This is a genomic window from Ensifer sp. EB106-05-01-XG146 (genome assembly GCF_058791875.1).
The window spans coordinates 2,995,500-3,020,571 of record NZ_JBYTDX010000001.1; the positions used below are offsets into that span (position 1 = coordinate 2,995,500).

Below are 25,072 nucleotides of genomic sequence, written 5' to 3' on the forward strand. Positions count from 1 at the left end.
CAATCGCGGCCATCAGGCCAGCGGAGCGCCCTCTTCCGCCGGGCGGATGCGCAGCTTGGTAATGCGGTTCTTCACCCGCTTCATCACGATGAAGCGTTTGCCGTGGAAGGTGAAGGCCTGGCGTTCCTCCGGAATGCTCTTGGACTCGTGGATGACCAGACCGGCCACCGTCGTCGCCTCCTCGTCCGGCAGCGACCAGTCGAGCGCGCGGTTGAGATCGCGGATCGGCACCGAGCCATCGACGACGATCGAGCCATCGGCTTCCTGGCGCACGCCCTGAATGTCGAGGTCGTGCTCATCGGCGATATCGCCGACGATTTCCTCCAGAATGTCCTCCAGCGTCACCAGACCCTGAACCTGACCATACTCGTCGACGACGATCGCCAGATGCAGCTTGCGACGCAGGAACGCGTTGAGCTGATCCTTGAGGTTGGTCGTGTCCGGCACGAACCAGGGCTTCTGCGCGATCTTGACGATATCGAGGTTTTCCGGCTCGACATTGGGTTCGGCCAGCGCCCTCAGCAAATCCTTGGAATGCACGACGCCGATGATGTTGTCCGTCGACCCGCGCCAGAGCGGCAGCCGCGTGAACGGGCTTTCGAGAATATCGCGGACGCAGGTTTCCGGCGGCTCGTCGGCATTGATCGCCCGCATGCTGGTGCGGTGGATCATGATGTCGGAGATTTCAAGCTCGCCAAGATCGAGCACGCCGCCGAGCCGATCGCGGTCGGCCTTGATCACCGAGCCCTCACGGTGCAGCAGGTCCACGGCGCCGCGCAGTTCCTCATGCGCCGACAGCATAGACATGTCGGAGGCCAGGTTGATGCCGAAGATGTTAAGCAGGCGCCGGACGATGCCGTTGACGAGGCTCGAAACCGGGCCGACGACGGCGACGAAGAGACGGACGAGCGGTGCCACGGCAATCGCGAAACGATCCGGCGAGGCAATCGCCCAGCTCTTCGGCAGTACTTCCGAGAAGATGACGAGCAGCACGGTCATGGCGAGTGTGGCGATCGCCACGCCGCTGTCGCCGAAGAGACCGATCAGCAGGCTCGTCGTCAGTGACGAGGCAAGAATGTTGACGAGATTGTTACCGATCAGCAGCGCGCCGATCAGCCGGTCGCGACGCTCGATCAGCCGGTTGACGATGCCGGCGCGCTCTTCGCCGTTGTTTTCCAGCGTATGCATACGCGAGCGCGACGCGGCGGTCAGCGCCGTCTCCGAACCCGAAAAGAAGCCCGAAAGCACAAGCAGGCAGAAGACTGACAGGATCGACAGCCAGTACTCCGCCAGGAAGGCAATGAAGGCTTCGCCGGTCATTGCGGGTGCTTTTCCCTCAGGAAGCTCAGAACCTCGGAGGATGGGACGTCATCAGCGACGAAGGACTGGCCAATACCCTTCGTCAGGATGAAGGTGAGCTTGCCGCCCTTGACCTTCTTGTCCTGGGCAATCGCGTCCATCAGCCGATCTGCCGGAGGCAGTGTACCGGGAATTTCCGACATGCGCGTCGGCAGGCCGACGGCCCTCAGATGCGCCTCGACACGGGTTGCATCGTCGGCGCTCGCAAGGTTCATGCGCGTCGAGAACTGATGCGCCAGCACCATGCCGATCGAAACGCCCTCACCGTGCACCAGCCGGGCGCTGTCGTATTCGGTCGCCGCCTCCAGTGCATGGCCGAAGGTGTGGCCGAGATTGAGCAGCGCGCGCAGGCCATTTTCGCGTTCGTCCGCCGCCACGACGTCCGCCTTGGCCTGGCAGCTGACTGCGATCGCCTCAATGCGGGCGCTACCCCCCGCAAAGACCGCCTGCCAGTTGTTTTCGAGCCAGGCAAAGAAGTCCGGCTTGTCGATCAGCCCGTATTTTGCGACCTCGGCATAACCGGCGCGGAATTCGCGCTCGCTCAAGGTGTCGAGCACGTCGGTGTCGGCCAGCACCAGATCCGGCTGGTGGAAGACACCGATCAGGTTCTTGCCGTGCGGCGAATTGATGCCGGTCTTGCCGCCGACGGAGGAATCCACCTGCGCCAAGAGCGAGGTCGGTATCTGGATGAAGCGCGAGCCGCGGCGCACGATGCCGGCGGCAAAGCCGGTGAGATCACCGATGACGCCGCCGCCAAGCGCGATCACCGCATCGTTGCGCTCGATCCGGGCGCCAAGCACCGTTTCGCAGACCGGAATCAGATGTTCGAAGCTCTTGGTCTTTTCGCCGGCGGGAAGCACCAGCGACACGGCGTCGATGTCGCACTCCCCAAGGCTCGCCATCAGCGGCTCAAGGTAGCGCGGCGCGACGTTCTCATCGGTGATGACGGCCATCTTGCGCCCCTTGAGGCGGGCGGCGATTTCCTCACCGGCCGCCGCAATCAGCCCGGGACCGATCAGGATGTCGTAGGAACGGTCACCGAGGTCGACACGGACCTTGCGTTCGGCGGCAGGCATCGCATGGCTATTCATGGGTCTTCTTGTCCTGGTACTCGATGACGGCGGTGAGGACATCCTCGACCATCGTCTCTTTCTTCACATCGCGCGACAGCACCGTCAGGTCCGCTTCGGCGTAGATCGGGTAACGCGCATTCATCAGGTTTTCGAGCGTCTGCTTCGGGTTCTCGGTCTTCAGCAGCGGCCGGGTGTCGCGCTTGTTGACCCGCTCCCAGAGCACGTCGAGCTCGGCGTTCAGCCAGACCGTCAGGCCACCCTTCTTGATCTGGCGGCGCGAGCGCTCGTTGATATAGGCGCCGCCGCCGGTCGAGACCACGCGCGGACCGCTGCGCAAGAGCCGCTTCAGCACCCGCGTTTCAAGCGCCCGGAACTCGTCTTCGCCATAGCGGGCAAAGAGATCGCTGATCGTCATGCGCGAGACGCGCTCGATCTCATGGTCGGAATCGACGAAGGGAATGCCAAGCGCCTGAGCCGTCAAACGACCGATTGCCGATTTGCCGGCGCCCATCAGGCCGATGAACACGAGATTACGTTTACCGAGTACAAGCTTCGCCCGCTCGGCAAGCGTTGCGGAAACCGGTTCGATCACGTCGTTCATTGGACTTCTTATTCCCCATTCCCTTTCGGTATCGACAAATCGGGGTGTAGCGTCAAGTCGTCGCGCGCGTCCGCTCACGGTTCTTGAACTCGGCGGAAGCGGCGTTCATATAGGTCTGGCACCCGCCACAGCGTCGCGCGCTCATTCCGAGCGCCTGAAACGCACTGGCCGTTTGAACGCCTGCATGTAACCTTACGTCCGCTTCGATCGAAAGGCACATGCAGAGGAGATTGAAATGCCGACCCTCTTCCGGTTCCTGTTCTTCTGCGCCGTAATTGCCGGGATAGTGTACGGCACGATGATCTCTCTCGTCACCTTCGTCGAGCCGACGGAGCGCGACGTCACCGTGAAGATCCCGTCCGAACGGGTGAACAAGACCCAATGAGCGATCTTTCCGCCGCCCATGTCGAGGCTTTCCTCGAAATGATGAGCGCCGAGCGGGGTGCAGCGGTCAACACGCTGCAATCCTACGAGCGTGACCTCGAAGATGCCTCCTCGCATCTGCGCACGCTCGGAACCGGGCTGACCGGGGCGACACCAGATGACCTTCGCGGGTATCTCGCCCATCTCGCCGGTCAGGGCTTCAAGGCTTCCTCGCAAGCGCGGCGGCTTTCGGCGCTCAGGCAGTTCTACAAATTCCTCTACGCCGAAGGCATGCGCGGCGACGACCCCACCGGGATCCTCGACGCCCCGAAGAAGGGACGTAGCCTGCCGAAGACGCTGAGCGTCGACGACGTCTCGCGCCTGATCGGCCAGGCGGAGACCGAGGCGGCAGCCGGCGGTACCGACCACCTCGCCAAATTGCGCATGCATGCGCTGATCGAACTGCTCTATGCGACCGGCATGCGCGTCAGCGAACTGGTGTCGCTGCCGGCAAGCGTGCTCGCCCAGAACGGCCGCTTCCTCGTCATCCGCGGCAAGGGCAACAAGGACCGCCTCGTTCCACTATCGCAGGCAGCGATCCGGGCCATGCGGGCCTATGGCGAGGCGCTCGCCGAGGAGATTGCGCGCGAGGAAAGTGGCAACCGAGAGAGCCCGTGGCTCTTCCCCTCCTCGGGCAAGCAGGGGTTCCTGCCGCGCCAGGTTTTTGCCCGCGATCTGAAATCGCTGGCCGCGCGCGCCAGCATTCGCGTCGCCACGATCTCCCCGCACGTGCTTAGACATGCCTTCGCCAGCCACCTGCTGGCCAATGGCGCCGACCTTCGCGCGGTGCAGGAACTGCTCGGTCACTCGGACATTTCAACGACACAAATCTATACACATGTTCTGGAAGAACGGCTGCACAACCTGGTGCAAAACCATCACCCTCTTGCCAAACAGGCGAAAAAACAGGATTAGGACCGCCGGGCAGGCTGGTTTCGGCCCGCAGACCCTTGTCGCAAAATGATCGGAAACGCATCTCATGCACAACTATCTCGATTTCGAAAAACCCATCTCCGACCTCGAAGGCAAGATTCTCGAATTGAAGAAGCTCGCCGGCGAAGACGAGAGTGTGAACACTTCGGATGAGATCGAACGCCTGGAGACGCGCGTCCGCGACGCGATGGTCGAGATCTATTCCAAGCTGACGCCGTGGCAGAAGACCCAGGTCGCCCGCCACCCCTCGCGCCCGCACTTCCTGGATTATGCCGCCGAACTCTTCACCGAGTTCACGCCGCTTGCCGGCGACCGCAACTTCGCCAACGACGACGCCATTCAGGCCGGTCTTGCGCGCTTCCGCGGCATGCCGGTCGCCGTTCTCGGCCAGGAAAAGGGCAACGACACCAAGTCGCGCATCAAGCACAATTTCGGCAGCCCCCGTCCGGAAGGCTACCGCAAGGCGATCCGCGTCATGGAAATGGCTGACCGCTTCGGCCTGCCGCTGATCACGCTGGTCGATACCGCAGGCGCCTACCCGGGCGTTAACGCCGAAGAGCGCGGCCAGGCGGAAGCGATTGCCCGCTCCACCGAGATGTGCCTGAACGTTCGCGTGCCGATCGTCACCGTCGTCATCGGCGAAGGCGGCTCCGGCGGTGCGATTGCGATCGCCACCGGCAACCGCGTCTACATGCTCGAGCATGCGATCTACAGCGTCATCTCGCCGGAAGGTGCAGCCTCGATCCTGTGGCGCGATTCCACCCGCGCCAAGGAAGCGGCCAGCAACATGAAGATCACGTCCGAGGATCTGAAAGCGCTCGGCGTCATCGACGGCATCATTCAGGAACCGGTCGGCGGCGCGCACCGCGACCCGAACGCGGTCATCGGCCGCACCGGAACCGTGATCGCCGACGCGCTCAAGGAACTTTCCGGACGCGATGGCGACCAGTTGCGCACCGATCGCCGACAAAAATATCTGAATATCGGCCGTAACCTCTAAGCCGGATCGGCAGTCCTTAAGCGGGAGCGGGGCGGAAATCCCACGACCTTCCCCTCGCCCGATCTGATGGCCCGCGATTGCGGAAGCGGATTTCGCAACTGCAAAGCGGAGTGTGGCCAAATCTTGGCCATATTCATGAGGTCATGAACAGCGCATCGGCAGGGCCACCCTGCAGGGTTAAGAATTCGTGAAGTATAATCGCTTAGTGATTCTCTAAAAGGCCCACCCTCGCGGACTTGGGCTTTCCTAGTCGAGTTTGGGTTTGAACGGGCCTCTGCTGATGCGTTTCTGGAACCTTTTAGCTTCCGCCGCCATTGTCGCCGCGCTTGCCGGCTGCACCAACGAAACGCTGGATGCGACGACATCGGTCGATATCAAGTCCGTCAGGAACAAGACCGAGTATCAGGTCTCTGCCCCGATGGTCAAAAAGATGAGCGAGCTCGGGATGCAGAAGCAAGCCCCGATCGCGCTGCGCATCTTCAAGGAAGAAGGCACGCTCGAGGTCTGGAAGGCCAATACCGCCAACCGCTTCCAGCTTTTGAAGACCTACAAGATCTGCGCCTGGTCCGGCAAGCTTGGGCCCAAGGTGAAGGAAGGCGACCGGCAGGCGCCGGAAGGCTTCTACCCGCTCTTCCCGCGCCAGATGAACCCCAATTCCAACTACTATCTGGCGATCAACACCGGCTATCCCAACGCCTACGACAAGGCGAACGGTCGCCAGGGCACACACCTGATGATCCACGGCGCCTGCTCGTCGTCGGGCTGCTACTCGATGACCGACGAGCAGATGATCGAGATCTTTGCGCTCGCCCGCGATAGCTTCAAGGGCGGCCAGGAAAGCGTTCAGCTGCAGGCCTTCCCCTTCCGCATGACCGCGGAGAACATGGCGCGGCACCGCGACAATCCGAATATCGACTTCTGGAAGATGCTGAAGGTCGGCTACGACCAGTTTGAAGTCACCAAGCGTCCGCCGGAAGTCAATGTCTGCGAGAAGAAATACGTCTTCAACCAGCAGGCCTCCGGCCCGTTCAATCCGGGTGGCCAGTGCCCCGCCATGTCGACGCCGCCGGCCCTGCAGGTGGCGATGGCGAGCTTCGAAAAGAGCTACCAGACCGACTACGACAAGGCGATGAAGAAGTATGACGGCATGGTCTGGTACGAGCCAAGCGAAGCCGAGCGCAAGGCGATCGTCGCCAAGCAGCGCGTCGGCCGCGAACTCGCCTATGCGCCGACCGGAAACTCGCTTGACGCCGGCAAGATGATGAAGGCGAGCGATCTCGAAAAGAAGATCGCCTTGCAGAAGGAAGCGGAAGAAACCAAGCAGGCCGTCGAGATCCAGAAGAAGGAACTCGAAAAGGCGACCGATGGCGGCAAGCACGTCCCGGTCCCGGCCGCCAATCCCATTCCGCAGCCAGTGATGCAGGCGGCCGTCGAGCAGCCGAAGAAATCCTTCTGGAGCCTGTTCTCCAAGAGCGAGCCGGAGTTGCAGATGCCGGCCCCGGTCGTCATCACGCCTGAACAGCAGGCTACTGCCGCACCGCAGACACAAGCCGCCCCGGCAACGACCGCAAAGCAGGCGAAGGCGCCGGCCCCTGCCGCCCAGCAGCAGGCCGCTGCCGTGACCACGGCAACGACACCGTCAGCCGATGCGGCCGCCGAAGCGCCTGTTATGACGGAAGAGCCGCCGAAGAAGCGGCCGTTCTGGAAGATCTGGGGCAATTGATGCCGGACGAACAGAAGATCGTCTATGACCTGAGGGGGCTTAAATGCCCCCTTCCCGTTTTGAAGACGCGTAAACGCATGACTTCGCTGGCGCCGGGCGCCTTGCTGGAGATTGAGACCACCGATCCGCTGGCGGTGATCGACATTCCGCATTTCTGCAACGAGGACGGCCACAAGCTTGTAGAGGCCGCACCCGCCGACGGCGGCCACCGGTTCCTCATCCGCAAGGGCTCGTAAGACGCCACGTCTGCCGCGCGGCAACGCTTCGATTACTGAGGTGATTTAGAACCGCATGCCTGGCACGGCGAGCGGATTGTCAGACAACGCTTGGGCGTCTGGCCGGTCGATGCGCGGCTTGCCGGTGAAGGCGTCGAAGAGGTCGCGGACGAAGGCCTCTTCCAACCCCTTGGTGATCAGCACCATGCGCGTGCGACGGTCGTTCGGGTCCGGCCAGGCGGCGAGCCGCTCCGGCGTGTGGAAGACGTTCTGCACGCCATGCAGCACCAGCGGCCGGTCCGGCCTGTCGGCAACCGCGACGATCGCCTTCATCCGGAGCAGCTTCTCGCCATGCGCCGAGCGCAGGAGATCGATGAACATGTCGAGCGCCATAGGCTCGATCGGCCGGTCGTGCACGATGCTGAAGGAGCGGATGTCGCCGCCATGTCGCGTCACATCGTGATGGTGATGATGATCGTGCCCATGATCATGGTGGTGATCGTGGTCGTGATGATCGTGACCGTGGTCATGGTCATGGTCATGATCATGATCATGATCATCGTGGTCGTGGTGCGCCTCGTCCTGCAGCCAGCGGCCGACATCGGCGATCTTCGACGACGGGTCGTAGAGGCCACAATCGAACAGCTCTGCGCGCCCGGCTTCGGCGCTGTCGCCATCGATCAGCGGCGCGCGCGGATTGAGCCCGCGGATCCGCGCCGTCAGCGCATCACGCTCCGACGTTTCGGCAAGGCCGGTCTTGCTGATGACGATGCGATCGGCAACGGCAATCTGCTTCAGCGCTTCTTCGTGATTGGCGATCGTCTGCAGGCCGTTGACGGCGTCGACGACGGTGACCACGCCATCCAGCCGGAAGTTCTGCGCAATGACCGGATTGCCGATCACCGATTGCAGCACTGGCGCCGGGTCGGCAAGGCCGGTGGTTTCGATAACGACGCGCTTCAGCGGCTTGATCTTGCCAGTCTGCATGCGGTCCATGAGATCGGCAAGCGTATCGACCAGTTCGCCACGCACGGTACAGCAGAGGCAGCCGTCGGAAAGCTCGATGACCCCGTCGCCGGAGGCTTCCACCAGCAGATGATCGATCGACACGTCGCCGAACTCGTTGATGATAACGGCCGTATCCGAGAGATCAGGATCCTTCAGCAGCCGGTTGAGCAGCGTCGTCTTGCCCGCACCGAGGAAGCCGGTAAGGATCGAGACCGGCACCGCCGACAAGGGACTAACCATCATGCACTCCGATCAGAAGGTCGGCCGCGGCACCGGGATCGGCACATTGGCGACATCGCCCTGGCCGGCCGGGTCGCCGGCAAGCTTCGGCGCTTTTTCGCCGCTGCCGGCGATCAGCCCGGCGAAGGCAAGCTTCAGCGGCCGGTTGATTTCGTGGATATAGGGCGAGAGCAGCTTCTGGCGGCCGGCTTCGTCGCGGCCCTCGCTGCGAACCTTCGCGGCCGCCTTCGAGCAGATCTGCTTGCTGACATCGGCCACCATGTCGCGCGTCTCGCCATAGGCCGGGATCTGCACCAGCGACGGCTTGCCGTTGCCGTTCGTCGTCAGTGCCATCTGCAGGAGCCGTGCGGACTCATCCGCACGCGCACCGAGGCTGTCCTCGCCGAGCACGACCGAGACGACGCTGCGCCCCTCGCGGGTGGCGGATGAAACCTGGTTGAAGCCGGAGGCGCAGATGAAGCCGGTTTTCATGCCGTCAGCCCCTTCGAAGCGGCCGATCAGCATGTTGTAGTTCGGATAATCCTTCTTGCCGGTGGTGAAACCTTCCAGCGAGAAATAGGAGGCGTATTGCGGAAACTCGCGCTTGAGCGTGATCGCGAGTACCGCAAGGTCGCGGGCGGTCGTGTACTGGCCGGGACCAGGCAGACCGTTGGGATTGATGAAGTTCGAGGAGGTCATGCCGATGCGGCGGGCCTCTGCATTCATCCGCTCGATGAAGGCGGGCTCCGAACCGGCGACCGTTTCGGCGATCGCGACCGCAACATCGTTTGCCGACTTCACCAGCATCATCTTCAGCGCGCTGTCGAGCGTCATCGCCTGGCCGGGCTTGTAGAACATCTTGCTCGGCGGCTCGGCGGCGGCGTTCTTGGTCATGATGACCGGGCTCTCGAGCGTGAGCTGACCGGACTTGATGGCGCGGAAGGCCGTGTAGGCCGTCATCAGCTTGGTCAGCGACGCCGGATACCATTTCTGGAAGATATCCTGGTGCTCGTAAACCTTCAGCGAATTGACGTCGACGACCAGCCTTGGATTGGCCGCAGCCGGCAGCGCCGCAAGAAGCGTGGCGCATGTCGCCGCCGTCACTCCGAGCGCCTTCATCTTGCCACGCGTGAAAAATCCTGCTGTCACCACGATAGGACCTCGAAAATCCGCTGTTGCCTCGTCTCGTCCGGCTATTTAGCCTATATGGCGAGGAGATGGCAAAGCCCATTCACGGGCAGTCGTGCCAATCCACACCGATACGCAGATACAATTAGTGATCGAACAGACCGACAGGACGAAACGATGCCGATACTTAACCGTGCCGCCGAGCTCCAGAATGAAGTCACCGAATGGCGGCGCCACCTGCACAGGAATCCGGAGCTCCTGTTCGCGGTCGAAAATACGGCAGCCTTCGTCGAAAAGAAACTGAAGGAGTTCGGCGTTGACGAAATCGTGACGGGGCTTGGCCGCACCGGCGTCGTCGGCCTCATCCGCGGCAATCTCGGCGCGGGCCGCACCATCGGTCTGCGCGCCGACATGGACGCGCTGCCGATCACCGAGACGAGCGGCAAGGACTGGGCCTCTGAGACATCCGGCAAGATGCATGCCTGCGGCCACGACGGCCACACGGCCATGCTTCTCGGGGCGGCGAAGTATCTCGCCGAGACCCGCAACTTCGCCGGCCAAGTCGCGGTGATCTTCCAGCCTGCAGAAGAAGGCGGCGGCGGCGGCAACGAGATGGTCAAGGACGGCATGATGGAGCGCTTCGCCATTGCCGAAGTCTACGGCATGCACAACATGCCGGGCATGCCCGTCGGCCAGTTCGGCAGCCGCGTCGGCCCGATCATGGCCTCGACCGACGAGTTCACCATCACCATCAAGGGCCGCGGCGGCCATGCGGCCCAGCCGCACAAGACGATCGATCCGATCATCGTCGGAACGCAGATCGTGACCGCCTTGCAGACGATTGCGTCGCGCACAGTCGATCCGCTCGCCTCCGTCGTCGTCTCCGTCACCAAGTTCAATGCCGGTTTCGCCCACAACGTCATTCCGCAGGAAGCCGTGCTTGGCGGCACCGTGCGCACCCTCATGCCTGAGGTGCGCGAGATCGGCGAAAGCCGCATCCGCACGATTGCCGAGGGTGTTGCCCAGATCTACGGCGCGACCGTCCAGGTCTCCTACAACCGCAACTATCCGGTAACGGTGAACCATGCCGACGAGACCGGTTATGCCTTGCAGGCGGCAGCCGAGATTGCCGGTGCCGGCAATGTCCAGCCGTCGCTCGATCCGATGATGGGCGGTGAGGATTTCTCCTACATGCTGCTTGCCCGCCCCGGCGCCTTTATCTTCATGGGCAACGGTGACACCGCCGGGCTGCATCACCCGGCCTATGACTTCAACGACGAGGCGATCCCGCACGGCATTTCCTACTGGGTGAAGCTCGCGGAAACGCGACTTGCCGCCTGAGGCACGGTTGGGAGGCACGATGCATCAGATCGACAAGATTGACCGACGAATTCTCAACATTCTCCAGGCGGACGGCCGCATCACCAATCTGGAGCTTGCCGATCGCATCGGCCTGTCGCCGACCGCGACCAGCGAACGCCTGCGCCGGCTGTTGAAGGAGGGATACGTCTCGGGCTTCGGCGCGCGATTGGACCCGCAGAAGCTCGGCTTTGGGCTGCTGGTCTTCATCGAGGTCATGCTCGACAAGACGACGCCCGACGTCTTCGACCAGTTCGCCGCCGCCGTCAAACAGGCGCCGGCCGTGCTCGAATGTCACATGGTGGCAGGCGGCTTCGACTATCTGGTCAAGACGCGGTTCGAGGACATGGCGGCCTACCGCAACTTCCTCGGCCAGGTTCTCTGGACGCTCCCGGGCGTCAAGGAGACCCGCACCTATGCTGTCATGGAAGAGATCAAGAACGACGGGCCGCTGCCGCTGGTGTGAGCCTCTGTCGCAGAAAAATAGGAGAACGGCCCGGGATCTACACAGATCCCGGGCCGTCTGCTTTCAGCTTAGGCGGCGTCCTGCAGCGATGCCATGTCGATGACAAACCGATAACGCACGTCGCTCTTGACGACGCGTTCATAGGCTTCGTTGATCTCTTGGATGCGGATCGTTTCGATTTCCGAAACGATGTCGTGTTCGCCGCAGAAGTCGAGCATTTCCTGGGTCTCCTTGATCGAGCCGATCATCGAGCCGGAAATGCTGCGGCGCGCCGGCACCAGCGAGAAGGCATGCACCGGCACGGCGTTCTCCGGAATACCGACCAGCACCAGATCGCCATCGACCTTGAGCAGGTTGAGGTAGGCGTTCCAGTCGATCTCGGCGGCAACCGTGCAGATGATCAGGTCAAACGTGCCCGCCAGCGCCGTGAAGGTCTCGGGGTCGTTGGTGGCATAGTAGTGATCGGCGCCGAGCTTCAGCCCGTCTTCCTTTTTGGAAAGCGTCTGGCTGAGAACGGTCACGTCTGCGCCCATGGCATGCGCCAGCTTGACGCCCATATGTCCGAGACCGCCCATGCCGACGATCGCGACCTTCTTGCCGGGGCCGGCCTTCCAGTGGCGCAGCGGCGAATAGAGCGTGATGCCGGCGCAAAGCAGCGGTGCCGCAGCGTCGAGCGGCAGGTTCTCGGGGATCGACAGAACGTAGCCTTCCTTGACGACGATGCTGTCGGAGTAGCCGCCCTGGGTCGGTGTCTTGCCGTCGGCTTCGACGCCGTTATAGGTCACGACCAGGCCGGGCATGTAGTGTTCCAGATCCAGATCGCGGGTAGCGCAGGTGGTGCAGGAATCGACGAAGCAGCCGACGCCGGCGCGGTCGCCGACCTTGAACTTGGTCACCTTGGAGCCGACCGCCGTGACGATGCCGACGATCTCGTGGCCCGGAACCATCGGGAACGCCGAGTTGCCCCATTCGTTGCGGGCCTGGTGGATGTCCGAGTGGCAGACGCCGCAATATTTGATCTCGATCACCACGTCGTCGTCGCGCGGTTCGCGGCGTTCGAAGGTGAAGGGCGTCAGCGGCTTCGACGCATCGGTCGCCGCATATCCTCTTGCAATGGCCATCAGTCTGTCCTCATTTTGGGAAAGGGTGCAGGTCCGGAGGGAGCCCGGCCTGACGCATCAGGACTATGAGGGTGCGCACGCTGCAAGCGTTAGAGCGATCCTGCAAAGTTTTTGCACGATCCTACAAGATTGACAGCGACATCCTGGAGATGGCACGTCGAGACCCTATCTGAGCGTTGCCTCACACAACGCTAAGCCGCTGGAAAGACCTGAGATTATGACAGCCACGCGACAGACTGCCCGTCCCGAGATGATCGACGTCATTGCCCGGTTTGCCAAAACCGACGGTGATCACATGACGCAGATTGCCGGCCTGAGCCTGCACCGCCACGGCGGCGACGCCCCGGTTAACTGCTCCGCCTACAGGCCGAGTTTGGCGATCATCGTGCAAGGAGCAAAGCGCGTGGTTCTCGGCGAAGAGACGCTGATCTACGGCGCCTCGGATTATCTGCTGACGTCGATCGACCTGCCGGTTCTGTCCCAAGTCTGCCAGGCCTCTGCAGACGAGCCCTATCTCAGCATGGCCTTCACGCTCGATCCGGGTAAGATCCAGGCGCTGCTTGCGTCCCTGTCGCAGCTGCCGGCACCCGCCGCCTCCGTGCGCGGCATGAGCGTTAGCAAGATCACTGTCGAACTCGAAGATGCCGCACTTCGCTTGCTGCGTCTGCTCGAGCGGCCGGACGATATCCCTGCGCTGCTGCCACTGATCGAGCAGGAAATCCTCTACCGGCTTTTGACCGGGCCGCACGGCCATCGCCTCAGACAGATGGCGACGACCGACAGCCAGCCGCATCAGGTCGGCCGCGCAGTCGCCTGGCTGAAGGAACACTATTCGCGGCCCTTGCGGATCGACGATCTCGCTAACCGTGTTTCCATGAGCGTCTCGTCGCTACACCATCACTTCAAGGCGATCACCGCGATGAGCCCCCTGCAATACCAGAAACAGCTTCGGTTGCAGGAGGCCCGGCGGCTGATGCTGGAGGAGAGTCTCGACGCCGGCGATGCCGGCCATCAGGTGGGTTATGAAAGCCAGTCGCAGTTCAGTCGCGAATATGCCCGCCATTTCGGCGAGCCACCGATGCGCGACATCGGCCGCGTGCGCCGCTCGCTGCTCGAACGGCTTGCTCCGCAGGCGGAGCTGCTGAGCGAGGGCTGACGAGGCGCCCTCGGTTCCGCTGGCGGCGTATCAGCTTCGCTCGATATCCCGCCTAAGCACGATCGAGGTGGTCAGATCCTCGACATTGTCCATCGTCGCCACCTCGTTGCGCAGCTCGTTGAGCGCATTGATCGAGCCGACCTCGACCTCGACGACGAGATCCAGCTGGCCGCTGACGGAGGACACCTTGCGGACCGCAGAGAAACCGGCAAGCCGGTCGAGCACGCCGATCGATGGCGTGCGCTTCAGCGTCACCAGCAGAAAGGCCTGAATGGTGCCCTCGTCCAGCTGGCCGATATCGGCGCGATAGCCGCGAATGACGCCGGCCTTTTCCAGTCGCGTGACCCTCTCGGTCGTCGCACTTCTGGAGAGCCCGATCCGGCCCGCCAGCGACTTCATCGGGATCCGCGCCTCCTGCGACAGAATGCTGAGGATGGTGCGGTCGATCGCGTCGATGTCCTGCATGTCCCCTCCTCCGTGCCCGCCGACAAGATGACGGTTATTATAAACATAGTGCCGGTGCAACCGGCATATTGCCGGATGCATCGGAGCACAGCCCATGCAAATCTCGTCATCGAGATGAGGATCCCCATGAACGATATGCTGAAGACCACGCCCGACTTTTCGACCGAAGCGGCAGCCGCCTTGCTGAAGGAGCATTACGGCCTCTCCGGCGCACTCTCGCTGCTTGCCAGCGAACGCGATCAGAACTTCAAGGTCGAGGCTGAGGACGGCAGCATCTCCATTCTGAAGATCATCAATGGTGCCGAGCCCGAGGTCGAAAGCGATTTCCAGACCGCACTGCTCAGCCACGTCGGCGCCCATGCCGCCGACCTGCCGGTGCCGCATATCCGCCCGACGCTGTCAGGCACGAGCCTTGCTTCGACCACGAGCACGCGCGGCGTCACCCACCGCCTGCGGCTCGTCAGCTGGGTCGAGGGCCTGCCGCTTGCCGAAACCGGGCGCAACGATGCGGCGCTACAGTCGCTCGGACGGATGCTCGGCCGCTTCGATGCCTCGCTCAAGGGCTTCATGCATCCGGGCGCGCTGCGCGATCTCGACTGGGATATCCGCCATGCCGGCCGTTCGGCCGACCGGCTGCACCACGTCACCTCGGCCGAAGACCGTGCCTTGCTCGAACGCTTCCTTGTCCGCTTCGAAAAGACCGTGGCACCACGACTTGCAACCCTTCGTGCCGCCGTCATTCACAACGACGCCAACGATTGGAACGTGCTGGTCGATAAAGTCGATCACGACACCATTTCCGGCCTCATCGATTTCGGCGACGCCCTGCATGCGCCCGTGATTGCAGAGGTGGCGATCGCCGCCGCCTATGCCGGGCTCGACCATCCCGATCCGATCGGCGCCGCTGCGGCAATCGCCCGTGGCTTCCATGCGGAGTATCCGCTGGCGGAAGAAGAGGTCGATCTGCTCTTCGATCTCATCGCGATGCGCCTCGTCACGTCGGTCACGATCTCGGCGTCCCGCCGCGCCCATACCGACGACAATCCCTATCTCGCCATCAGCGAACGGCCGGCCTGGACGCTTTTGCGCAAGCTCGACCGGATGAACCCGCGTTTCGCCACCGCCATCCTGCGGCATGCCTGCGGCTTCGAGGCAACATCCGGCGCCCGCAAGGTTGCCGCCTGGATCAACGCGAACCGCAAGTCGCTGAAGCCACTGCTCGAACGCCCCGCCGCCACCTATCCGGCAGCGCTCGTCCCCTATGGCGACCCCACCCACCCGATGACGGTAAAATCCGCTGGCGAACAGCCGGATGAAGCCCAGGCGATCTGGGAAGACTATTGTCGCGCGCATGGCGTCGAACTCGGCATCGGACCTTTTGGCGAGGAACGCACCGTCTATGCCGGCGAGATGTTCGTATCGCGCTTCATCGACCACACCCGCCGCACTCGCCATCTCGGGCTCGACCTGTTCATGGCCGCCGGCACCAGGCTCTACACCCCGCTTGCCGCAACCGTCGTCAGCGTCGAGATCGAGAAGGACCCGCTCGGTTATGGCTGCCTGATAGCACTTCGCCATGAGCCCGAGGGATGCCCGCCCTTCGTCACGCTCTGGGGTCATATGGCGCACGAAGCCATGGGACGCATCAAGGCCGGCGACCAGCTTGCGGCCGGCGCGCTTGTCGGCGAGATGGGAGCGCCGAAGGAAAATGGCGGCTGGGCGCCGCATCTGCACCTGCAGCTTTCGACCGACATCGCTCTGTCGGCGACCGAAATCCTCGGCGTCGGCGAGCCGCAGTTCCTCGACGTCTGGGCCGAACTCTTCCCCGATGCGCGCACCTTCGCCGGGATCGCCGAGGAGTTCTACGAGAAGAAAGGCCGCTCGCACGACGAGATCGTCAAGCGCCGCAAGGAATTGCTCCTGCCGAACCTTTCGATCTCCTACGACAAGCCGATCAAGTTCGTGCGCGGCGAAGGCGTCTGGCTGATCGACGACAGCGGCCGCGCCTATCTCGATTGCTTCAACAACGTCTGCCACATCGGTCACGCCCATCCGGCAGTGGTCGAGGCGATGGCAAAGCAAGCGGCGATCCTCAACACCAACACCCGCTACCTGCACGACAACATCGTCGCCTATGCCGAGCGGCTGACGGCAACGCTGCCGAAGGAATTGACGGTCGCCGGCTTCGTCAACAGCGGTTCCGAGGCCAACAGCCTGGCGCTGAGGTTGATGCGCGTCCATACGGGCCGCGAGAATGCGATCACGCTCGACTGGTCCTATCACGGCACGACGCAGGAGCTGATCGATATCAGCCCCTACAAGTTCCGCCGCAAGGGCGGCAAGGGACCGAAGCCGCATGTGCATGTGGCCACCATTCCCGACAGCTACCATGCACCGGCCGACTGGCCGGTCGAGGAACACGGCAAGCGGTTTGCCGAAAGCGTCGCCGAACTGATCGCGACGATGAAGGCCAAGGGCGAAGGCCCGGGCTTCTTCATCGCGGAATCGATCCCGAGCGTCGCCGGCCAGGTGTTCCTGCCGGAGGGCTACCTGAAGGAAGTCTATCGCCTCGTACGCGAGGCCGGCGGCGTCTGCATCGCAGACGAAGTGCAGGTCGGTTTCGGCCGCGTCGGCAGCCATTGGTGGGCCTTCGAGACCCAAGGCGTCGTGCCTGACGTCGTCACCATGGGCAAACCGATCGGCGACGGCCATCCGCTCGCAGCCGTCGTCACCACCCGCGAGGTGACCGACAGCTTCAACAACGGCATGGAGTATTTCAATACCTTCGGCGGCAACCCGGTCTCCTGCGCCGTCGGTCTCGCGGTGCTTGACGTGATCGAAGGGCAGGATCTGCGCGGCAATGCGCTTTCGGTCGGCAACTATCTGATAGATGCCTTCCGCGCCATGCAGACCCGCTACGAGGTGATCGGCGATGTGCGCGGCATGGGTCTCTTCCTCGGCATCGAACTTGTCACCGACCGCAAGACCAAGGCACCGGCAACCGAATTCGCCCGCGCCGTCTCCAACGGCGCCCGCCGCCGCGGCGTGCTGATGGGCACCGAAGGCCCGCATGACAACATCTTGAAGATGCGCCCGCCGATGATCTTCTCGAAACGCGATGCCGATCACCTGCTCGCCGTGCTCGAAGAGACTTTTGCGGACGTCGCAAGGACGCTCGGTTAAGGCCGGGTCGAACAGCAGAAAAACCAAACGCAATGACCGGGGTGCCCGACACGCATCCCGGCACGAAGACGCATGCCCTAAAAACATCAATGAGGAGAACAGGACAATGAAACTTGGAGTGAAATTTGGAGTTCTGGCACTGGCGAGCACGGCGTTTCTTGCCGGCACCGCCGCCAACGCCGGCATGCTCGACGTCATCAAGGAACGCGGCGAACTTCGCTGCGGTGTCAGCCAGGGCGTGCTCGGCTTTTCCGCCCCCAACGACAAGGGCGAATGGACCGGTTTCGACATCGATTTCTGCCGTGCGGTGGCTGCCGCAGCGCTCGGTAATCCCGACAAGGTGAAATACGTACCGCTGTCGACCAAGGAGCGGTTCACCGCGCTGCAGTCGGGCGAGGCCGACCTTCTGTCGCGCCAGACCACCTGGACGCTGTCGCGCGACACCGATCTCGGCATGAGCTTCGTCGGCGTCAACTACTATGACGGCCAGGCCTTCATGGTGCGCAACGACCTCGGCGTGAAGAGCGTCAAGGAACTCTCGGGCGCCTCCGTCTGCACCGAGACCGGCACGACGACCGAACAGAACATGGCCGACTATTTCGGCGCCAACAACATCCAGTACCAGGTCGTCGCCTTCGAAAAGGCCGACCAAACGATCCAAGCCTTCAACACCGCCCGCTGCGACGTCTATTCGACCGACGCTTCTGCGCTTTATGCCCAGCGCCTGACGCTGAACGACCCCGATCGTTTCGTCGTGCTGCCTGAAGTCATCTCCAAGGAGCCGCTCGGTCCGGCCGTCCGCCAGGGTGACGATCAGTGGTTCAAGATCGTGCGCTGGACGCTGTTCGCGCTGACCGAAGCCGAAGAACTCGGCATCACCAAGGACAATGCCGCAAAGCTTCTCGAAAGCGGCACGAACGCCCAGAAGCGCTTCCTCGGCATCGAGAACGAAGCCGGCAAGTCGCTGGGGCTCGACCCGAAGTGGGCCTACCAGGTGGTTTCCGCCGTCGGCAACTATGGCGAAGTCTTTGAACGCCACCTCGGCAAGGACAGCCCGCTGAAGATCGATCGCGGTCTCAACAAACTCTGGAGCCAGGGCGGCCTGATGTACGCCCCGCCGGCACGCTGATCCCCAGGAGCAGTTCCGGCAAAGTCTCCCGTTTGGAATTGCTCATCCAAGGAAAAGCGCCAACGAGACGCCGCGGCCCTCCCCGCGGCGTTTTCGCCTTTACCAGCCCTCCTCCAGCACCCGGCCCAGCATGTCGGCGAAAAAGTCGGCGCTCTCGCGGGATAGGCAGAGCGGCGGCTTGATCTTCAGCACGTTCAGGTGGTCGCCGGTCGGCTGCATGATGACGCCGAGATCGAGCAGGCGGTCGCAGATCGCCGCCGTCTCCTCGGTCGCCGGCGACAGGGTCTCCCGATCGCGCACGAATTCGACGCCGAGATAGAGTCCCATGCCATGCACCGCGCCGATCAGCGGGAAGTGCTGCCCTAGCGCTTCGAGCCGCGCCTTCAGATAGCCGCCGACCACCTGTGCGTTTTCCGGCAACCGTTCTTCGGTCAGGATATCCAGGACCACCTGCCCGACGACGGAGCTCACCGGGCTGCCGCCCGAGGACGAGAAGAAGTACCCCTCCTTCTCCAGCGCATCGGCGATCTCGCGGCGGGTGATGACGGCGCCGAGCGGATGGCCGTTGCCCATGCCCTTGGCGACGGTAATGATATCGGGCACGACGCCCTGCTCCTCGAAGCCCCAAAAATAGTCTCCGAGGCGACCATAACCGACCTGCACCTCGTCGGCGATGCAGACGCCGCCGCGGGCCCGCACCATGGCATAGACCGCGTCGAGATAGCCCTTCGGCAGCGGAATACCGCCGGCATTGCCGTAGACCGGTTCGCAGATGAAGCCCGCGAGCTTCTCGTCCGCCGCGTCCAGCTCGGTCAGTTTCTTGACGACGGAGCGCACATAGCTGTCGGTCGTGTCGGCGCCGCGGAACTCGCCGCGATAGGTGTTGGGCGCGGTGACCGGATGTACCCAGGCCGGGCGGGTTTCGAGCGCCTGCGGATTGTCGGCGATCGAGGTCGACACTGCGTCGCTCGCGACCGTCCAGCCGTGATAGGCCTCGAGCAGGCTCACGATGTTGCGCGCGCCGGAATAGGCCCAGGCGAGCCGCAGTGCCAGATCGTTCGCCTCCGAGCCGCTGTTGACCAGAAACACCGTGTCAAGCCCATCCGGCGCGAGCGCTGCAAGCCGCGTCGAGAATTCGGCGACGGAGGCATAGTGAAAACGCGAATTGGTGTTGAGCAGCGACCATTGCCGCCCCACCGCGGCTGCAAGCCGCGGATGCCCATGGCCGAGAATGGTAACGTTGTTGACCATGTCGAGATAGCTGCGGCCCTCGATGTCGAACAAATGGTCCTTCCAGCCGCGCTCGATCTGCGGTGGTTTCAGGTAGTAGTTCTTCTGCGGCTTGGCGAAGTGCTGCTGGCGGCGGGCAAGCAGTGTTTCGCTGTGCGGCTCCGGCCCATCGCATTCGAAGCCGAGGACGCCGGCCGGCGACGGGCACAGGTGCTTCCACGCCGCCGCCTGACGCGGCACGACGAAAAGCGGAGGCACGAGACCATGCTCGCGGCAAAGCTGGACGCGGATCAGGCCGTAGGAGTGCTGTTCACCGGAGACGACGCCCAGCACGGCACCAGCAACGATCGTCTCCTCGAGGTCGGCACCGGCTTCCACGCCCTCGAGAAACAGGCTGGCTTCGGCCCCTTCGAGCACCAGCAGCCCGTCCCGCCGGACGATACGGGCGGCAAAGGGAGCGACAATCTCGCGACCGGCCTCCAGGCAAATGTCGACATGCAGTGCGAAGGTGGCATCGGGCTTCGGTGACCGCAACTGGGTCTCCGTCATCCGGTATTCGCCATAGCGCGTCGTCGCGATGCCGATTGCATGGGCGGCGTGTTGCAGCAGCGAGATCGGCAATCCCTGGTGCTGCCAGCGCTCCTCTGGCAACAGCGGGCTCAGGATCGAGAGGTCGATCTGGCGCACGTCAGTGGGGCCGAGCCCCTGGATGAGGCTCTCCCCGGTCACCTGGGCCGATACCGGCGCAAAGCCGACGGCCGAAAGAATGGCGTGCTCCATCAGCGCAGAAGGCACCGACGACGCGACCTCGAAGATCTCCCGCTCATGCGCGGCATTGCCCTCGACGTAAGCATTGTCGGGCTCGCGGGAGAGCTGGTGTTCGGAGCTTGCGACCAGCACCGCAGCGCGCGCGACGATCAGCGGCCAAAGCGCCTTCAGTTCCACCTCGGTCAACGGGCATGCCGCATGAAACGCCTTGACCGCGGGTAGGATGAACCACGGGTCTCCATCCGCATGATGCAGCAGCGAGGCGCAGGTGACAGCGAGTTCGGCAGCCAGCCAGCCATTGAGGATATCGCCGAAATCGATGACGCCGTCCGGCATCGCCCGGCCGGCGGCGTCGAGCCGGCTGACCACATTGTCGTCGGTGACGTCATGGTGGATCGCCTGGGTCCTGAGTTCAGGGGTAAGCGGCTGCAACCGCCGCATGGCGCCGACCATCACTTCAGCGATGCGCTTCTTGCGCTGCTGGTCCGCCATATCGGTAAGCAGATGCAGGACGACGGGGCCGGCGCGCCTCAGATCCCATTGCAGTTCCCGCTCGAGCCCCGGATGCTCGAAGTCCTCCAATGCCGACGCGAGCTGACCCGCCAGGCCGCCGAGAGCAGCCACGGCTTCGCGCGACAGATGTTTGCGCCGGGTGAGCGGTTCGCCTTCGAGATAGGTGAGCAAGCGGATGCGATAATCCGCGCCGCGGACGGCAACGCTCTCGATCGCCTCGCCCTTGAGAGAGGGCACGACCTCCGCAACGCGTGCCGTCGGCAGACGTTTGCCAAGGTGCCGCAAGGCCGCATTCTGCGCTTCCAGTTCCAGCGGCTCGTATTCCGCCCGGCATATCTTCAGCACATAGCGCCGCTCGCCGGTGTCGAGACGGTAGTTGCGGTCCTGCTGGCTGCCGAGTTCGCTGATCGTGCCCGACAGGCCATAGTGTTCGGCGAGCAGCGAACGCGCCTCCTCGGCTCCGACATCGGGTCTCGGGAGCTCGGTGCGAAGCTTCAGCGGGTCCTCAACCATGATCTCGTCATCCTCCCCTTAGGCGGTCGATCCTCCGAATCGACCGGAATGTTGTCGAGAATAGAGCGGGATCAAGGAAAAGATGTGCGGCTTCCCGATTACACCCACCCGCAACCTACTGCGACATGCCTTCGAGCCGATAGCGCGTGCCGGGATAGAGCAGCCGCGCTGTCGTCACATTGCCTGCGTCCGACCACGTGCGGCGCCGGATCATCAGGCACGGTTCGTTGCGGTCGATGCCGAGCAACTTGCATTCCCAGAGCTGCGGTGCGACCGCTTCGACGATCTGCTCGGTGCGGGTGATCGGCGCCATCGCCGTCAGATAGGCGTTCGGCGTCATCGCCTGGAAATCCTGCTCCAGATAGCGCGGGCAGATCGCCGGATTGACGAAACGATCCTCGATCTGGATCGGCAGGCCGTTTTCCGAGTGCACCATGATCGAATGGAAGACGCGGGCGCCGGTGGCAAGCCCGAGTGCATAGCCGATGTCAGGCGTCGCGACCTCTTCCTTGAGCAGCGTCATCAACGACGTATGGGCGTGGCCACGTTCATGGATCTCGTCGGCAATGTTGCGGACTTCAAGCAGCGCGGTGCTGCCCTTGTGCGCGGCGACGAAAGAACCGACGCCCTGCACCCGCGTGATCGCGCCTTCGGTTGCCAGTTCCCTCAGCGCCCGGTTGGCGGTCATGCGGCTGACGCCGAGGTCGGCAACGATCTCGTTTTCCGAGGGGATGCGATGATGGGCGGGCCATTCGCCGCTCTCGATGCGGCTGCGGATGAACTGCTTGACCGCCTCGTAGCGCGGCATCGGGCCGTCTTCGAAAGCGATTGTCTCGTTCCGTTTTCCCAGTGCCGTCATCAACTCAAGCCCCGCCTTTCCGCGCCGCCGAACAAATCATGCGCATTCGCCCTCGAATCTTTTCGTTCATTTCACGCTTGCGCGCCAGCGTAAAATATCTATAGTTCCATATACAACTACGTACAGGAAAATGCACATGGCTAGTTTTCCCGTCAACCGGATCTTTGCAGAACGGGCTCTCCTGCCCGGCGGCTGGGCCGAAAACGTCGCGATTTCGCTCGACGCTTCCGGTCGCACCGCAACGATCGAAACCGGCACCACCGCCGCTAGCGGCGACGAGCGCACGGCCGGCCCGCTGATCCCGGCGATCGCCAACCTTCACTCCCACGCCTTCCAGCGCGCCATGGCCGGCCTTGCCGAAGTGGCGGGCAGCGGTGACGACAGCTTCTGGACCTGGCGCGAGGAAATGTATCGCACCGTCGGGCTGGTAACCCCTGACGACGTCGAGGCGATCGCCGCCAAGCTCTATATGGAAATGCTGAAGGGCGGTTTCGGCCACGTCGCCGAGTTTCACTATCTGCACCACCAGGCCGACGGCACCCCCTATGCCGACCCGGCCGAAATGTCGCTGCGCATTCTCGCTGCCGCCCGCACGACCGGCATCGGCCTCACGCATTTGCCTGTCTTCTACGCCCACGCCAATTTCGGCGGCGTCGCGCCCAACCCCGGCCAGCGGCCGTTCCTGCACGATCCTGATCATTTCCTCGCACTGCTTGAGCGGCTCGCGCCGCTCTGCCGCGACGCCGGCCATACGCTCGGCTACGCCATCCATTCGCTGCGCGCCGCAACGCCCGAGGAGATGCGCATCATCCTCGATGCCGCACCCGTTGCCGGTCCGATCCACATCCATGTGGCCGAGCAGACCAAGGAAGTCGACGACAGCCTCGCCTGGAGTGGCCGCCGCCCGGTCGAGTGGCTGCTCGATGAAATGCCCGTCGACGCACGCTGGTGCGCAATCCACGCAACGCATCTGACGGAAAGCGAACGGCAGCGTCTGGCGCGTTCGGGCGCCGTTGCCGGTCTCTGCCCGGCGACCGAGGCCAATCTCGGCGACGGCATTTTCCCGGCGGTCGATTTCATGGCCGAAGGCGGCGTCATCGGCGTCGGCACCGACAGCCACGTGGCGACCAGCGTCGCCGAGGAGTTGCGGCTGCTCGAATACGGCCAGCGCCTGCGCGACCGCCGCCGCAACCGGCTGGCCACCGGGCCGGGCGCCTCGATCGGCCGAACCATCTTCGACGCGGCGCTCAAGGGCGGCGCCCAGGCCGCCGGTCAGAAGGCGGCCGGCATCACCGTCGGCGCGCGCGCCGATTTCGTCGTGCTTGACGGCAGCAATCCCTACATCGCCGCCGCCACCGACAACCAGATCCTCGACCGCTGGCTCTTTGCACTCGGCGGCGAGACTGTCCGCGACGTCATGGTCGCGGGCGCGTGGAAGATCCGGAACGGACGCCACGACCGGGAGGACGATATCGACCGCGCCTTTGCGCGGGTGCTGATGAAACTGAAGTAATCGTCAAAGCCAAAAATCAAATCAGGGAACAGCTTAATGTCGATCAACAAATTGAAACTCACCCTGGCCGCAACCGGCCTCGTGCTCGCGGCCTCCACCGGCAGCGCCAGCGCTTCGTATTGCGGCGACGGCAAGACCGTCATGTTCGCCGGCATCGATTGGGAAAGCGGCGCCTTCATCACCGAAGTGATGAAGACCATTCTTGCCAAGGGCTACGACTGCCAGGTGGATTCGATCCCCGGCAACTCGGTGACGCTGGAACAGGCAACCGCCAACAACGACGTCCAGATCTTCGCCGAGGAATGGCTCGGCCGTTCGGACGTCTGGAACAAGGCGGTCGAGGAAAAGAAGGTCGTCGCCGTCGGCAAGACCTTCGTCGGCGCCAGCGAAGGCTGGTTCGTGCCGGAATACGTCATCAAGGGCGATGCGTCGCGCAGCCTTGAAGCCAAGGCGCCGGATCTGAAGAGCGTGTCGCAGCTCTCCGATCCGAAGATCGTCGAGCTCTTCGCCGATCCGGAAGAGCCCAGCAAGGGCCGCTTCCTCAACTGCCCTTCGGGCTGGACCTGCGAGGGCGTCAGCTCCGCCAAGCTCGAAGCCTACAAGCTCGGCGAAACCTATGTGAACTTCCGCCCGGGCACCGGCACGGCGCTCGATTCCGCCATCACGTCCGCTTACCTCCAGGGCGAACCGATCCTCTTCTACTACTGGTCGCCGACGGCGATCATGGGCAAGTTCAAGCTCGTGCAACTCGAGGAGCCGGCCTATAGCGAGGAGTGCTGGAAGGAGCTTTCGAGTGCCAACGGCAAGCGCGAGCAGGGCTGCGCGTTCCCGTCGGTCGACGTCTCCTACGGCGTCAACAGCACCTTCGCGCAGGAAGCCCCTGAAATCATCGCCATCCTCGAAAAGGCGACTTTCCCGCTCGACGCCGTCAACGGCAGTCTCGCCTACATGGCCGACAACAAGGTCGACGCGACGGCAGCGGCCGCCGAGTTCCTGAAAACCAAGGCCGATGTCTGGGGCAAGTGGGTTTCCGACGAAGCCCGCGGCAAGATCGAAGCCAGCCTCAAGTAATCGCGACCAGCCGCTGACTTGGGCTTCATCGCCGCGTCTAGCGC

General features: G+C 63.3%; 21 protein-coding genes. 12 read left to right on the forward strand and 9 right to left on the reverse strand.

All coding sequences use genetic code 11. From position 1 onward, the window contains the following. Positions 1-12: 12 nt before the first annotated feature. The 3 genes from AC3WVQ_RS14995 to AC3WVQ_RS15005 are packed head-to-tail and all read right to left on the reverse strand — an operon-like array spanning position 13 to position 3,033. Entirely contained in the window at positions 13-1,320 is a 1,308-nt protein-coding gene (locus tag AC3WVQ_RS14995; RefSeq protein WP_060518524.1) for an HlyC/CorC family transporter, read from the reverse strand. Next, positions 1,317-2,450, reverse strand: a complete 1,134-nt coding sequence (gene aroB, locus AC3WVQ_RS15000) for a 3-dehydroquinate synthase (RefSeq protein WP_090299900.1) — start codon at positions 2,448-2,450, stop codon at positions 1,317-1,319. Before aroB ends, AC3WVQ_RS14995 begins: the two co-directional genes overlap by 4 nt. After that, complete coding sequence (locus tag AC3WVQ_RS15005) at positions 2,443-3,033, reverse strand: shikimate kinase (RefSeq protein WP_034806536.1); 591 nt, start codon at positions 3,031-3,033, stop codon at positions 2,443-2,445. Before AC3WVQ_RS15005 ends, aroB begins: the two co-directional genes overlap by 8 nt. Before the next feature lie 235 nt (positions 3,034-3,268). Here AC3WVQ_RS15005 and AC3WVQ_RS15010 point away from each other — a divergent pair, with 235 nt between their 5' ends. The 5 genes from AC3WVQ_RS15010 to AC3WVQ_RS15030 all read left to right on the forward strand — a co-directional run bounded on the left by AC3WVQ_RS15010 (position 3,269) and on the right by AC3WVQ_RS15030 (position 7,348). Then, entirely contained in the window at positions 3,269-3,418 is a 150-nt protein-coding gene (locus AC3WVQ_RS15010) for a hypothetical protein (protein ID WP_034806731.1), read from the forward strand. Then, complete coding sequence (gene xerD, locus AC3WVQ_RS15015) at positions 3,415-4,371, forward strand: site-specific tyrosine recombinase XerD (RefSeq protein WP_060518526.1); 957 nt, start codon at positions 3,415-3,417, stop codon at positions 4,369-4,371. The genes AC3WVQ_RS15010 and xerD overlap by 4 nt, the downstream gene beginning before the upstream one ends. A gap of 64 nt (positions 4,372-4,435) precedes the next feature. Further along, complete coding sequence (locus AC3WVQ_RS15020) at positions 4,436-5,389, forward strand: acetyl-CoA carboxylase carboxyltransferase subunit alpha (RefSeq protein ID WP_034806530.1); 954 nt, start codon at positions 4,436-4,438, stop codon at positions 5,387-5,389. A gap of 280 nt (positions 5,390-5,669) precedes the next feature. Beyond that, positions 5,670-7,112 (forward strand): L,D-transpeptidase family protein, encoded by a 1,443-nt coding sequence (locus AC3WVQ_RS15025; RefSeq protein ID WP_060581198.1) that lies wholly within the window; start codon positions 5,670-5,672, stop codon positions 7,110-7,112. After that, positions 7,112-7,348 (forward strand): sulfurtransferase TusA family protein, encoded by a 237-nt coding sequence (locus tag AC3WVQ_RS15030; RefSeq protein ID WP_060518528.1) that lies wholly within the window; start codon positions 7,112-7,114, stop codon positions 7,346-7,348. The genes AC3WVQ_RS15025 and AC3WVQ_RS15030 overlap by 1 nt, the downstream gene beginning before the upstream one ends. 45 nt (positions 7,349-7,393) lie before the next feature. Here AC3WVQ_RS15030 and AC3WVQ_RS15035 read toward each other — a convergent pair whose 3' ends face one another. Together AC3WVQ_RS15035 and AC3WVQ_RS15040 are read right to left on the reverse strand one after the other, a co-directional pair. After that, entirely contained in the window at positions 7,394-8,575 is a 1,182-nt protein-coding gene (locus AC3WVQ_RS15035; RefSeq protein WP_110819216.1) for a CobW family GTP-binding protein, read from the reverse strand. Between the two features lie 12 nt (positions 8,576-8,587). After that, on the reverse strand, positions 8,588-9,658 hold the full coding sequence (locus AC3WVQ_RS15040) for a D-alanyl-D-alanine carboxypeptidase family protein (protein ID WP_034806728.1): 1,071 nt from the start codon (positions 9,656-9,658) through the stop codon (positions 8,588-8,590). 201 nt (positions 9,659-9,859) lie between these two features. On the opposite strand from AC3WVQ_RS15040, the gene AC3WVQ_RS15045 reads away from it, so the two are divergent. Together AC3WVQ_RS15045 and AC3WVQ_RS15050 are read left to right on the forward strand one after the other, a co-directional pair. Beyond that, a complete protein-coding gene (locus AC3WVQ_RS15045; RefSeq protein WP_034806520.1) occupies positions 9,860-11,023 on the forward strand; it encodes a M20 aminoacylase family protein in 1,164 nt (387 codons plus the stop codon). 19 nt (positions 11,024-11,042) lie between these two features. Then, positions 11,043-11,507, forward strand: a complete 465-nt coding sequence (locus AC3WVQ_RS15050; protein WP_034806518.1) for an Lrp/AsnC ligand binding domain-containing protein — start codon at positions 11,043-11,045, stop codon at positions 11,505-11,507. A 68-nt stretch (positions 11,508-11,575) separates the two neighbouring features. On the opposite strand, the gene AC3WVQ_RS15055 is transcribed toward AC3WVQ_RS15050, so the two are convergent. Beyond that, positions 11,576-12,628 (reverse strand): NAD(P)-dependent alcohol dehydrogenase, encoded by a 1,053-nt coding sequence (locus tag AC3WVQ_RS15055; protein WP_060518530.1) that lies wholly within the window; start codon positions 12,626-12,628, stop codon positions 11,576-11,578. A 217-nt stretch (positions 12,629-12,845) separates the two neighbouring features. On the opposite strand from AC3WVQ_RS15055, the gene AC3WVQ_RS15060 reads away from it, so the two are divergent. Then, on the forward strand, positions 12,846-13,784 hold the full coding sequence (locus AC3WVQ_RS15060; RefSeq protein WP_090299906.1) for an AraC family transcriptional regulator: 939 nt from the start codon (positions 12,846-12,848) through the stop codon (positions 13,782-13,784). A gap of 30 nt (positions 13,785-13,814) precedes the next feature. On the opposite strand, the gene AC3WVQ_RS15065 is transcribed toward AC3WVQ_RS15060, so the two are convergent. Next, positions 13,815-14,249: an Lrp/AsnC family transcriptional regulator gene (locus AC3WVQ_RS15065; RefSeq protein ID WP_034806510.1), complete on the reverse strand. Its 435-nt coding sequence runs from the start codon at positions 14,247-14,249 to the stop codon at positions 13,815-13,817. Positions 14,250-14,375: 126 nt separating this feature from the next. On the opposite strand from AC3WVQ_RS15065, the gene AC3WVQ_RS15070 reads away from it, so the two are divergent. Both AC3WVQ_RS15070 and AC3WVQ_RS15075 read left to right on the forward strand, forming a co-directional pair. Further along, the gene (locus AC3WVQ_RS15070; RefSeq protein WP_110819215.1) at positions 14,376-17,432 is read left to right on the forward strand and encodes an aminotransferase class III-fold pyridoxal phosphate-dependent enzyme; all 3,057 of its coding nucleotides are present in this window, start codon (positions 14,376-14,378) and stop codon (positions 17,430-17,432) included. Between the two features lie 106 nt (positions 17,433-17,538). Continuing rightward, positions 17,539-18,561, forward strand: coding sequence for an amino acid ABC transporter substrate-binding protein (locus tag AC3WVQ_RS15075; protein WP_060518536.1), 1,023 nt, complete (start codon positions 17,539-17,541; stop codon positions 18,559-18,561). Between the two features lie 99 nt (positions 18,562-18,660). On the opposite strand, the gene AC3WVQ_RS15080 is transcribed toward AC3WVQ_RS15075, so the two are convergent. Both AC3WVQ_RS15080 and hutC read right to left on the reverse strand, forming a co-directional pair. Beyond that, complete coding sequence (locus AC3WVQ_RS15080; RefSeq protein ID WP_090299910.1) at positions 18,661-21,585, reverse strand: aminotransferase; 2,925 nt, start codon at positions 21,583-21,585, stop codon at positions 18,661-18,663. Positions 21,586-21,700: 115 nt separating this feature from the next. Then, positions 21,701-22,444 carry a histidine utilization transcriptional repressor HutC gene (hutC, locus tag AC3WVQ_RS15085; protein ID WP_034806500.1) on the reverse strand — a complete coding sequence of 248 codons (744 nt, stop codon included), beginning with the start codon at positions 22,442-22,444 and terminating at the stop codon, positions 21,701-21,703. A 136-nt stretch (positions 22,445-22,580) separates the two neighbouring features. Here hutC and hutF point away from each other — a divergent pair, with 136 nt between their 5' ends. Both hutF and AC3WVQ_RS15095 read left to right on the forward strand, forming a co-directional pair. Continuing rightward, entirely contained in the window at positions 22,581-23,957 is a 1,377-nt protein-coding gene (gene hutF / locus AC3WVQ_RS15090) for a formimidoylglutamate deiminase (protein WP_090299912.1), read from the forward strand. Between the two features lie 36 nt (positions 23,958-23,993). After that, on the forward strand, positions 23,994-25,028 hold the full coding sequence (locus tag AC3WVQ_RS15095) for an ABC transporter substrate-binding protein (protein ID WP_034806494.1): 1,035 nt from the start codon (positions 23,994-23,996) through the stop codon (positions 25,026-25,028). Positions 25,029-25,072: the final 44 nt, after the last annotated feature.

What these genes read in the sequence shown, in the direction of transcription:
- AC3WVQ_RS14995 (WP_060518524.1), bottom strand. Translation starts at nt 1,320, where the DNA reads ATGACCGGCGAAGCCTTCATTGCCTTCCTGGCGGAGTACTGGCTGTCG.
- aroB (WP_090299900.1), bottom strand. Translation starts at nt 2,450, where the DNA reads ATGAATAGCCATGCGATGCCTGCCGCCGAACGCAAGGTCCGTGTCGAC.
- AC3WVQ_RS15005 (WP_034806536.1), bottom strand. Translation starts at nt 3,033, where the DNA reads ATGAACGACGTGATCGAACCGGTTTCCGCAACGCTTGCCGAGCGGGCG.
- AC3WVQ_RS15010 (WP_034806731.1), top strand. Translation starts at nt 3,269, where the DNA reads ATGCCGACCCTCTTCCGGTTCCTGTTCTTCTGCGCCGTAATTGCCGGG.
- xerD (WP_060518526.1), top strand. Translation starts at nt 3,415, where the DNA reads ATGAGCGATCTTTCCGCCGCCCATGTCGAGGCTTTCCTCGAAATGATG.
- AC3WVQ_RS15020 (WP_034806530.1), top strand. Translation starts at nt 4,436, where the DNA reads ATGCACAACTATCTCGATTTCGAAAAACCCATCTCCGACCTCGAAGGC.
- AC3WVQ_RS15025 (WP_060581198.1), top strand. Translation starts at nt 5,670, where the DNA reads ATGCGTTTCTGGAACCTTTTAGCTTCCGCCGCCATTGTCGCCGCGCTT.
- AC3WVQ_RS15030 (WP_060518528.1), top strand. Translation starts at nt 7,112, where the DNA reads ATGCCGGACGAACAGAAGATCGTCTATGACCTGAGGGGGCTTAAATGC.
- AC3WVQ_RS15035 (WP_110819216.1), bottom strand. Translation starts at nt 8,575, where the DNA reads ATGGTTAGTCCCTTGTCGGCGGTGCCGGTCTCGATCCTTACCGGCTTC.
- AC3WVQ_RS15045 (WP_034806520.1), top strand. Translation starts at nt 9,860, where the DNA reads ATGCCGATACTTAACCGTGCCGCCGAGCTCCAGAATGAAGTCACCGAA.
- AC3WVQ_RS15050 (WP_034806518.1), top strand. Translation starts at nt 11,043, where the DNA reads ATGCATCAGATCGACAAGATTGACCGACGAATTCTCAACATTCTCCAG.
- AC3WVQ_RS15055 (WP_060518530.1), bottom strand. Translation starts at nt 12,628, where the DNA reads ATGGCCATTGCAAGAGGATATGCGGCGACCGATGCGTCGAAGCCGCTG.
- AC3WVQ_RS15060 (WP_090299906.1), top strand. Translation starts at nt 12,846, where the DNA reads ATGACAGCCACGCGACAGACTGCCCGTCCCGAGATGATCGACGTCATT.
- AC3WVQ_RS15065 (WP_034806510.1), bottom strand. Translation starts at nt 14,249, where the DNA reads ATGCAGGACATCGACGCGATCGACCGCACCATCCTCAGCATTCTGTCG.
- AC3WVQ_RS15070 (WP_110819215.1), top strand. Translation starts at nt 14,376, where the DNA reads ATGAACGATATGCTGAAGACCACGCCCGACTTTTCGACCGAAGCGGCA.
- AC3WVQ_RS15075 (WP_060518536.1), top strand. Translation starts at nt 17,539, where the DNA reads ATGAAACTTGGAGTGAAATTTGGAGTTCTGGCACTGGCGAGCACGGCG.
- AC3WVQ_RS15080 (WP_090299910.1), bottom strand. Translation starts at nt 21,585, where the DNA reads ATGGTTGAGGACCCGCTGAAGCTTCGCACCGAGCTCCCGAGACCCGAT.
- hutC (WP_034806500.1), bottom strand. Translation starts at nt 22,444, where the DNA reads ATGACGGCACTGGGAAAACGGAACGAGACAATCGCTTTCGAAGACGGC.
- hutF (WP_090299912.1), top strand. Translation starts at nt 22,581, where the DNA reads ATGGCTAGTTTTCCCGTCAACCGGATCTTTGCAGAACGGGCTCTCCTG.
- AC3WVQ_RS15095 (WP_034806494.1), top strand. Translation starts at nt 23,994, where the DNA reads ATGTCGATCAACAAATTGAAACTCACCCTGGCCGCAACCGGCCTCGTG.